We start from the raw sequence: 9,552 nt of genomic DNA on the forward strand, positions 1-9,552 counted from the left end.
CTGCGTTACTGTCCCGGGACCTTCTGCGCGGGGGCGGGAACGGAACCTCCGTGGAGTTCGACTGCCGGTATCGCCGGCGGGACCGGCACGGCCTCGGCGGCCGGTCCGGCGGCAGCCGGCGCGGCGGCAGCAGGGTCAGCGGCCGGGGCCGCTGCGGGTTTGCGGTTCGCGAGCGGCTCCTTCACCGTGGCCGGCGGGACGACGCTGAGTTGTCCGGCCACGGCGGGGGCGGCAATGACCGCGCCGGGGGCGTCGCCCTTCACCGCGGGCTTGGCCTTGCCCGTGACGCTGAGGGTGGAAAGGTCGATCTGGCCTTTGGCGGTGGACGCCACCATGCCCAGCTCGGTGGCCCTGGCGGCCAGGTTTTGCGGGGCGTCAAAGTTCTGCACCTGCTGGGTCAGGTCCTGGTTCTGTTTCGTCAGCGTCGACTGCTCGCTCCGGAGCTGCACCAGCTGGTACTGCGCGGTGGACACGGAAATGTTGAGGACCAGTACCGCCATCAGGGCCACTGCCAGGAGGCCAAAGCAGAGCACTACGAACGGGGCGCGGCGCTTCTGCGGGGTGGACCGGACCAGGGAGAGCGGGGTGCGCGCCTTCCGGGAGGGGCCGGTGCCGGGAGTGATCCCGGGCAGGGCGCGGGCCGTCGCCCCTGTGGCAACGGGGAAGCTGTTGACAGCGGCGGTGCTCATGCGGCTCTCCTGGCTTTGATGCGTTCAACAGCGCGCAGTCTGGCGGACGCGGCGCGTGGATTCTCGGCGATTTCGGCGGCGGTGGGCACTTCGGTGCCCTTCGTCAGGGTTTTCAGCTCGGCTTTGTGCTCTTCGAGTTCCACGGGGAAGCCGAGCGGTGCGGAGGATTTGGATCCTGCCTGGAAGAAGCCCTTGACGATCTTGTCTTCCAGCGAGTGGTACGACATGACGACCACGCGGCCGCCGACGGCGATGGCTTTGATGGCCGCGGGGATGGCGCGTTCCAGGACATCGAGTTCTTCGTTGACCTCGATTCGGAGTGCCTGGAAGGTGCGCTTTGCCGGGTGTCCGCCCGTCTTGGCGGCACCGGCGGGGACAACATCGCGGATCTGCTCAACGAGCTCCCCAGTTGTCGTGAATGGCTTCCCGGCGCGGGCGGTGACGATCCGGTTGGCGATGCGCCCGGCGAACTTCTCCTCGCCCCATTTCCGGATGATCCGGACCAGGTCCTCCTCGCTGTAGTTGTTCACGACGTCGGCAGCGGTCTGGCCGCGGCTCGTGTCCATGCGCATGTCCAGCGGGGCGTCGAAGGAGTAGGCGAAGCCGCGTTCCCGTTCGTCCAGCTGGAGCGAGGAGACGCCGAGATCCATCAGGACCCCGTGGACCTCCGCGACGCCAAGGTCCGCAAGGATGTCGGGGATCTCGTCGTACACGGCGTGCACGAGGTCAATCCGGCCGGCGAAGGGCTGGAGGCGCTCCCCCGCGAGGGCCAGGGCTTCCTCGTCACGGTCGATGCCGATCAGGTGCAGTTCCGGAAAGCGCTGCAGCATGGCCTCCGCGTGGCCGCCCATGCCCAGGGTGGCGTCGATGACCACCGGGGCCTCGCCGCGGCTGCGCGCTGCCTCGAACCCGGGTGCCAATAAATTGATGCACCGGTCCTTGAGGACCGGTACATGACGTTCGGACGTGGGCTTCTGGTCAGGGTCCGTCATGCCTGCGTCCTTTCGTTTGTCCCTCTGGGTCCTGGAGTGCGGTGCTGGCTGCGCGTGCCGCTTCTTCATCCAGATCCCCATCCGCGCCTACCCTGCGTCTGCCTGGCTCCGGGGAAGTGAGCCAGGAAAACAGCCGGATGGGCGGCTGGAGATCTCGGTCAAGAATCGTGCAGTGCTGCCTGGTGCCTGTGGGGCTTCAGAGAATCCCCGGTATTGCGTCGTCGGTCTCCGAGAAGGCCGTTTCCTTTTCGGCGAGGTACTCGTTCCAGGCCTGGGCGTCCCAGATCTCAGCGCGGGTGCCCGCACCAATAACGGCGAGTTCCCTGCCGAGCCCTGCGTACTCCCGGAGCGCCGGCGGAATCGTCACGCGCCCCTGCTTGTCAGGTACCTCGTCGGAGGCTCCAGAGAGGAAAACGCGGATGTAGTCACGAGCCTGCTTGCTGGAGATTGGGGCCTCCCGCATTTGCTCGTGAACCCGGCCGAATTCCGCCTCACTGAAGACGTAGATGCAGCGTTCCTGGCCCCTTGTGAGAACCAGTCCCCCGGCAAGCTCCTCACGGAACTTCGCGGGAAGGATGATTCGACCCTTTTCGTCCAGACGCGGCGAATGTGTGCCGAGAAACACGGCCCACCGCCTGTCTGTTCGTAGGAAGCCCAACGTCCCCTGTGCTGCCACTACCCTCTTACGTCCTCCACATTACTCCACATCCCTCCCCAGTCAACGACACGCCGAACGATTCTGCGTCAATTTGTGGGGCAGGAGCCTCTTTTTTCCCCGTAATGGCTGGGAACCGGGGCCGGTGGGGCGCAGTGGAGGGAATCTGCCGGGACCACGGAGCGGCGTCCGTGCCGCCTCGCCGCTCCTGGCCCTGTCGGGACATGGCTAACCCCTGGTTAACGACAAAAGACCCGCCGGAGCGGGTCTTCCATGCCACCTGGGTATTCCCAGTGGTGGAAAGTGGAGATCGGACTGGACGTTCGGCGAACCTGCCGGAGCTTAGGGTTCCCCGCGGTGCCGCTCGTCCCAGCGTTCCTCAAGATTGCTCATGAACGAACTCCTGGGCTTCCCGGACTTCCGGGCCGCACCGGAGGATTTGGCCTTGCCGGCAGCGGCACCGCGCATGGTGGCGTAGTACACCCCGGCCCCCATCACCACAAAGCCGAGGACTCCGACAAAGATGTTTTGGATCGTCACGCCAAAGAGCAGGAGCACGACTCCGGCCAGGGTGGCCAGGACGCCGATCACCAGATGGCGGGTTGACCATGAACGTCCCGCGTCCGAGCCCATCGAGCTGGCGAACTTTGGGTCGTCCTCATGCAGCTGCTTCTCAAGTTGCTCCAGCAACTTCTGTTCGTGCTCCGAGAGCGGCATCACGACCTCCTTAAATCGGCCGACGTCCAGACTGACGCGGCCAGTGTCCCTTAACCCACAACGTGCGGGATCCCCGCGTGGTTCCCAATCGCCGCCGTTGGTCGATTGGGGTTCTCCACGGCCCCTTCCGGGGTGTTCAGCTGGTCCTGCATTAGTCCGAACGCTCGTTCCAGTCTTTCCAAACTTACGTATAAATAAGGATAGTTTGTTGCGCCCTGTTCGGAAAGATGCCGAACGTCCCCTTGACTTCGAGAAATGGGTGCTTGACAACCCAGGATCAGCCTGAGTTGCCCCCGGGGTCCAGGAGCCTGGCGGGAAGCACTGATTTTGTGCCAAATTTCCGGGTCACCTGGTCCAGGACCTGTTCCGCGGCGCGCCAGTTATCATCCCGGCGGTCAAGGCTGAGCTGCAGGGGCGCCTGTGCGGCCTCCTCGAGCTGTTCGGCGCGAATGCCCACGAGCCGCACGGCCATGGGGCGGTCGCCGACCGAGTCCAGGAGCTGGACGGCGACGGCGTACAGCAGTTGGGCGCTGTCGATCGGGGTGCTGACAGTGCGGCTGCGGGTGATCGTGGAGAAGTCCGAATAGCGCAGCTTGAGGGCCACAGTGCGGGCGTGCATGCCGGCACCGCGGAGCCGCTCCGCCGTGCGGTGCGAGAGCCGCAGCAGTTCCCGGTGCAGCAGCGCCTCGTCTGCAGTGTCCAGTGCGAAGGTCTCTTCCGCGCCGATGCTCTTTTCGAGCCGGACGGGGGTCACCGGACGGGGGTCGATTCCCCACGACAGCCGGTAAACGTGTTCCCCGGAAGCACCGAGCACCTTCCGGAGGGACGGGAGCGGTGACGCCGCGACGTCGGCGACGGTCCGGATGCCCATCCGGGACAGAACCTCAACCGTTTTGGCGCCGACACCCCAGAGGGCACTGACCGGAAGGCTGTGCAAGTAGGGGACAGTCTCCTCCGGACCGATGAGCAGCAACCCGTTCGGCTTGCACCGGGTGGAGGCAATCTTCGCCACGAACTTGCTGGCGGCTATCCCCACGGACGCGGTGATGCCCAGTTCACTGCGGACCCGGGTGCGGATAAGTTGGCCGATCGCGCGGGGCGGGCCCAGTCGGCGGATCGCTCCCCCGACGTCGAGGAAGGCCTCGTCCACGCTGAGCGGCTCCACCAGTTCAGTGATGGACCCGAATATCTCCATCATCTGGCCGGACACTTCGTAGTACAGCTTGTGCCGGGGCTCGATGACAACGGCCGAGGGACACATCCGCATGGCCACCACCATCGGCATGGCGGATTTGACGCCGAATTTCCGGGCTTCGTAGGAGGCGGACAGCACGACGGACCGGTCGGCGGGGTAGCCCACGATGACGGGCCTGCCCAGGAGCGCCGGACGGCTGCGCAATTCCACGGACACAAAGAACGCGTCCATGTCCACGTGCATGATGCTGCTCCGCCGGAGCTCCCGAATTTGCGCTTCGCTGGGCCGCCTGGCTGTGCCCTGGGGAGACTGCTCCCGCTGCTGTTTATCCTTGTCCGGCCCCACAACTTCAATCCTATGCCCCGGGACTGTCTAAACTGGAGGCTGAATCCGGCGTCAACACCAGGAGGAAAGTCCCTGTGAAGGTATTTCGACAGCGCAAGCGGGCTGCGGCAGCCGTCGTGGCGGCGGGCACGCTGATGGCCCTGGCAGCATGCGCACCCGCCAACCCCGGGGCCGCTGCCTCGGGTTCCTCCTCGTCGGTGTCGGCTGCGCCGTCCGCGGCCCAGCCCACCGCGACGGCGTCGGCCAGCCCCTCCGCTGAACCCGGAACCTCGGCCACCGTCGGTGCGATGGTTCCCGGGTTCCCGGAGAAGCTCCTGCCGGTGATGCCCGGAGCGAAGGTGGTCTCCTCCAGCTTTGACAAGACCACCGCGCCCGCCACGGTGGCACTGGTCGGCAGCATCTCCGCGCCGGCGGCTGAGGTGCTTGGCTTTTATACGAAGGAACTGGAAGCCCAGGGCTTCAAGGCCGTTCCGGGGGAAACTGTGGGAGCAGTACCGTCCAAGGACTTCCTCCGCGGCGACACCGAAACCGTCAACATTTCGGTGCTGGAAACCGCCGGCGTCTCCACCTTCACCATCGGTGCGAACGTCGCCGCCGAGTCCGTCAAGTGACGCTCGCGGAGCAGCTGCGTCGGGAACAAGCCGACTATGTGGCCGCCGTCGCCGGGAAACTCACCGATTTCCTGGCCACCCGCCAGGCGGTGATGTCCTCGATCTCCCCGGACATCGATCCGCTGATGGGATCGATCTCGAACCTCGTCACCGGCGGCAAACGCCTCCGGGCCCTCATGTGCTACTGGGGCTGGCGGGGCGCCGGTGGCGGAGCGGGCGCCAACGAGGTTGTGACGGCAGGCTCCGCGCTGGAGCTGTTCCAGGCGGCGGCCCTGATCCACGACGACATCATAGACCGCTCTGACACGCGCAGGGGCGGCCCCAGCGTGCACCGGCGCTTCAGCGACCTGCATGAGTCGCAGGGCTGGGCGCTGGACAGGGAACGGTTCGGCCATGCCGCCGCCATCCTGACCGGTGACCTGTGCCTGTCGTTCAGCGAGGAGTCCTTCACCGAGATCGGCCAGAGCGCAGCCTCGGGGAGCCGGGCACGGCTGATCTTCAACCTGATGCGCGCCGAGGTCATGGCGGGCCAGTACCTCGACATCCTCGAGGAGGTCGCCGGGCCCCGGCGGGACCGGGCCGGAGCCGTCAGCCGCGCGCAGTCCATCATTCGATTCAAATCGGCCAAGTACTCCACCGAGCATCCGCTGGCTCTGGGCGGCGCCCTGGCCGGCGCCCGCGACGAGCTGCTGCGCGGCTACTCGGCGTTCGCCCTTCCGTTGGGCGAGGCCTTCCAGCTCCGCGACGACGTCCTGGGGGTCTTCGGCGATCCGGTCACCACCGGGAAACCTGCAGGAGATGATTTGCGTGAAGGCAAGCGGACCGTACTGATCGCCTTCGCCCTGGACCTGGCCAGCCCTGCCGAGTCCGCGTTCATCGACGCGAAGCTCGGCAGCCCGGGGCTGGGCGACGCCGACGTGGACGAAATCCGCCGCATCATCGCGGACTGCGGGGCGCTCCAGGCCACGGAGGTGCTGATTGAGGAATTTGGCCGCGCGGCCTTCGCTGCCCTGGATCTCCTGCCGCTGGAGGAACTGCCCAAGACGGCACTGCGGAAGCTGGCCGAGGCCACGGTCAGCCGCGTGGCCTGAGCCGCAGCACCGGCGGCACGTCACTCCCGCGGCACGTCACTCCCGCGGCACGTCACGCCGGCGGCATGAACAGGCCCTGCACCTCACATGTGAAGTGCAGGGCCTGCCTTAGTTAAGGGCGGGAGCGTTGTTCGGTGCTACCAGGCCAGGGACTGGGCCCGGCGCCGGATTTCCGTTTTCCGCCCCTCGCGGAGGGCGTCGATCGGACGGCCGCGCAGGGATTCATCCGGCGTAAACAACCAGGTGATGAGTTCCTCGTCGGAGTAACCGGCGTCCGCGAGGACCACAATCGTTCCCTTGAGGCTTTCCACGGCATGGCCGTCCTGGATGAAGTCCCCGGGAACGCAGCGGATCCGGCGTTCACCGACCCTCAGTGCCGCCAGCGCGCGTTCGTCAAGGAGCGCGTGAACCTTTGTAATCGAAACGTTCAGAAGCTGTGCAACATCGGGCAGGGGCAGCCATTCGCCCACAAGGCTTTCTACATTACTCACGGATCAAGATTGCCATGCCGGCAGGCCCTGCGCCTAGTCGACGCCCCCGGTTAATGCCGGCTGCCACGGACGCGGCGCGTCCGCGCCCCGGTTCCCTCACCGACACTCCGCGAACACGTGTTTGCGGAATGTCAAAGAGTTCTTGTGCTAATTCCCAATTCATGAGAGATTCACATGGATCACATTTGTAACAGCGATAACTTGAGTCACACTGGTAACACCAGTATTGCCAGCCAGACCCGCAGCGTTCGCCGCTGAGAAGAGGACCTTTCCCATGACGACGTCACGTTCGCCAAAGCCCGCCACACGGCCCAGCCTGCCGATGATTGCGGCCACGACGGCTGCCCTTCCCGCCGTCGTCCTTTCTTCACTGGCGATCGCCCAGCCGGCCGCGGCCGAATCCCGCGCCCGCGCCATTCCGGCGACCCTCGCCGCGGCCATGCAGGCACAGGCCCAGGGACAGACCGCACGCTCGCTGGGTTCCGCGTGGATTCCTGCCACGTCCATCCCGGCCTCTGTACCGTCCGCATTCCGGCCCGCCCAGGCTTCCGCCCCGGCGGAGTACACGATCGCCCGCGGTGACACGATCAGCGGAATCGCCGGCAAGTTCGGCCTGGACACCTACGCTGTCCTGAAGTCGAACGGGCTGCAGGCCAACACCATCATCTATCCCGGTCAGACGATCAAACTTGGCGGCTCGGCCCCGGCGCCGCAGCCTGCGGCGCCGGCCGCCCCGGCCGCGCCCTCCGGCGGCAGTGCCTACACCGTGAAGTCCGGCGACACCCTCAGTGCCATCGCGGCCCGCCACGGCGTCAGGCTTTCCGAGGTCTTCGGCTGGAACGGGCTCAACCTGGGCTCCATCATCTACCCCGGCCAGCAGATCAAGATCGGCGGCGCTGCGGCACCGGCCCCGTCAGCACCGGCACCGTCAGCTCCGGCACCGTCAGCCCCCGCCCCGGTGGCGCCGGCCGCGACCCCTGCTCCCGCACCGGGCTCCTACACCATCAAGTCCGGCGACACGCTTTCCGGCATCGCCGCCAGGAACGGCGTCAAACTCGCCGACATCCTGTCCGCCAACCGCCTTACTATGTCCAGCATCATCTACCCCGGCCAGAAGCTGGCCCTTCCGGGCGCGTCCATCGCCCCGGCTGCCACGCCGCCCGCCGCCCCGGCTGCCACGCCGCCCGCCGCCACGGTCACGCCGCTCGTCCCGAGCACCTTCCTCGGCTACACCTATCCGGCCGCCGTCGTCAGCTCCGCCAACCAGAACAAAGCCCTGCTGAACGCCTCGCCGGTGCCCAGCCGCCAACAGATGAAGACCATCGTCGCGGACACCGCCGGCCGCATGGGCGTCGACCCGTCACTCGCCCTGGCCTTCGCGTTCCAGGAATCCAGCTTCGACCACCGCTCGGTCTCCCCGGCCAACGCGATCGGAACCATGCAGGTCATCCCCTCCTCGGGCGAGTGGGCTTCGGACCTCGTGGGCCGCCGGCTGAACCTGCTGGACCCGTACGACAACGCCACGGCGGGCGTCGCAATCATCCGCCAACTGATCCGCACCAGCCCGGACCTGGACAAGGCCATCGCCGGTTACTACCAGGGCCAGTACTCGGTCAGCAAGTACGGCATGTATGAGGACACCAAGGGCTACGTGGAGTCCATCAAGGCGCACCAGAGGAACTTCGGCTAGGAGTTCAAGGCAACCACGGCCGCGGCGTCGGCCACCCCGGCCAGGGCACGGCCAAGGCACGCCTGATAACGATACGGGCCCGGATCGCATGTTGATTCGGGCCCGTTTCCGTGCAGCGATTAGGATCGTATAGTGCAGGAATACTCGTCGGACCCTCTCGTTGGCACCCTGGTGGATGGCCGGTACCTGATCCAGTCCAGGCTCGCCAGCGGCGGCATGTCCACTGTGTATGTGGCCACCGACCGCAGGCTGGAGCGGGACGTGGCGCTGAAGGTGCTGCACCCCCACATGGCCGGCGACCCGCAGTTCCTCGACCGGCTGGGCCGGGAGGCCAAGGCCGCGGCCCGCCTGTCGCACCCGCACGTCGTGGGGGTGCTGGACCAGGGCGAGGATGGCCGGGTGGCCTACCTGGTGATGGAGTACATCAAGGGCCACACCCTGCGCGACGTTCTCAAGGACAAGGGCGCACTCCCGCCGCGCCTGGCCCTGGCGCTGATCGACCCCGTTGTCGAAGGCCTGGGGGCTGCCCATGAAGCGGGCCTTATCCACCGGGACATCAAACCGGAGAACGTGCTGATCGCCGACGACGGGCGGATCAAGCTCGGGGACTTCGGGCTAGCCCGCGCCGTCTCGACGTCGACCAGTACCGGCGCCCTGATCGGCACCGTGGCGTACCTCTCCCCCGAACTCGTGCTGGGCCGGCAGGCCGATGCGCGCAGTGACATCTACTCGGTCGGGATCATGCTCTATGAGATGATCACCGGCCGCCAGCCGTTCGACGGCGAGGTTCCCATCCAGGTCGCCTACCAGCACGTCAACTCCACCGTCGGTGCCCCCTCCGGGCTGGTGCCCGGACTCGCCGCCGAAATCGACGAACTCGTGCAGTGGTGCACGGCCAACGACCCAGACAAACGCCCCGTCGACGGGTACGCCCTGCTCTCCGAGCTCCGCCACATCCGGAGGAACCTCAGCGACGCCGAACTCGATCTGCAGCCCCCTGCGGCGCGCCCGGCCCTGCCGGCCGTGCCGCCCCCGCCGGGCCCGCCGGCCCGGCGCCCGGCCGGCTCGCCGGAACC

10 protein-coding genes are annotated in these 9,552 nt (G+C 66.9%); 4 read left to right on the forward strand and 6 right to left on the reverse strand.

The annotated features are described in order from the left end of the window. Positions 1 to 5: 5 nt before the first annotated feature. From ftsL to dinB, 5 genes are all read right to left on the reverse strand, one after another. On the reverse strand, positions 6 to 689 hold the full coding sequence (ftsL, locus tag ACZYZ3_RS14720) for a cell division protein FtsL (RefSeq protein ID WP_463964556.1): 684 nt from the start codon (positions 687 to 689) through the stop codon (positions 6 to 8). Further along, positions 686 to 1,681: a 16S rRNA (cytosine(1402)-N(4))-methyltransferase RsmH gene (gene rsmH / locus ACZYZ3_RS14725; protein WP_463964557.1), complete on the reverse strand. Its 996-nt coding sequence runs from the start codon at positions 1,679 to 1,681 to the stop codon at positions 686 to 688. The genes ftsL and rsmH overlap by 4 nt, the downstream gene beginning before the upstream one ends. 196 nt (positions 1,682 to 1,877) lie before the next feature. Further along, positions 1,878 to 2,306, reverse strand: a complete 429-nt coding sequence (gene mraZ, locus ACZYZ3_RS14730) for a division/cell wall cluster transcriptional repressor MraZ (RefSeq protein ID WP_160666519.1) — start codon at positions 2,304 to 2,306, stop codon at positions 1,878 to 1,880. A gap of 372 nt (positions 2,307 to 2,678) precedes the next feature. Further along, positions 2,679 to 3,053, reverse strand: coding sequence for an SCO2097 family morphological protein (locus ACZYZ3_RS14735; protein ID WP_463964558.1), 375 nt, complete (start codon positions 3,051 to 3,053; stop codon positions 2,679 to 2,681). A gap of 277 nt (positions 3,054 to 3,330) precedes the next feature. Continuing rightward, a complete protein-coding gene (dinB, locus tag ACZYZ3_RS14740) occupies positions 3,331 to 4,593 on the reverse strand; it encodes a DNA polymerase IV (protein WP_463964559.1) in 1,263 nt (420 codons plus the stop codon). Between the two features lie 74 nt (positions 4,594 to 4,667). Between dinB and ACZYZ3_RS14745 the strand changes: the two genes are divergently transcribed. Beyond that, a complete protein-coding gene (locus tag ACZYZ3_RS14745) occupies positions 4,668 to 5,204 on the forward strand; it encodes a hypothetical protein (RefSeq protein ID WP_463964560.1) in 537 nt (178 codons plus the stop codon). After that, positions 5,201 to 6,295: a polyprenyl synthetase family protein gene (locus tag ACZYZ3_RS14750; RefSeq protein ID WP_463964561.1), complete on the forward strand. Its 1,095-nt coding sequence runs from the start codon at positions 5,201 to 5,203 to the stop codon at positions 6,293 to 6,295. The genes ACZYZ3_RS14745 and ACZYZ3_RS14750 overlap by 4 nt, the downstream gene beginning before the upstream one ends. 137 nt (positions 6,296 to 6,432) lie before the next feature. Here the strand turns inward: ACZYZ3_RS14750 and ACZYZ3_RS14755 are convergent, their stop codons facing one another. After that, positions 6,433 to 6,786: an Rv2175c family DNA-binding protein gene (locus ACZYZ3_RS14755; RefSeq protein ID WP_463964562.1), complete on the reverse strand. Its 354-nt coding sequence runs from the start codon at positions 6,784 to 6,786 to the stop codon at positions 6,433 to 6,435. 274 nt (positions 6,787 to 7,060) lie between these two features. On the opposite strand from ACZYZ3_RS14755, the gene ACZYZ3_RS14760 reads away from it, so the two are divergent. Beyond that, on the forward strand, positions 7,061 to 8,476 hold the full coding sequence (locus tag ACZYZ3_RS14760; protein ID WP_463964563.1) for a lytic transglycosylase: 1,416 nt from the start codon (positions 7,061 to 7,063) through the stop codon (positions 8,474 to 8,476). A 129-nt stretch (positions 8,477 to 8,605) separates the two neighbouring features. Further along, a partial coding sequence (locus ACZYZ3_RS14765) for a protein kinase domain-containing protein (protein ID WP_463964566.1) occupies positions 8,606 to 9,552 on the forward strand: 947 nt, incomplete at its 3' end.

The organism is Pseudarthrobacter linnaei (genome assembly GCF_055412825.1).

Coding starts and splice junctions, on each gene's coding strand:
- ftsL (WP_463964556.1), bottom strand. CDS start 689: ATGAGCACCGCCGCTGTCAACAGCTTCCCCGTTGCCACAGGGGCGACG.
- rsmH (WP_463964557.1), bottom strand. CDS start 1,681: ATGACGGACCCTGACCAGAAGCCCACGTCCGAACGTCATGTACCGGTC.
- ACZYZ3_RS14735 (WP_463964558.1), bottom strand. CDS start 3,053: ATGCCGCTCTCGGAGCACGAACAGAAGTTGCTGGAGCAACTTGAGAAG.
- ACZYZ3_RS14760 (WP_463964563.1), top strand. CDS start 7,061: ATGACGACGTCACGTTCGCCAAAGCCCGCCACACGGCCCAGCCTGCCG.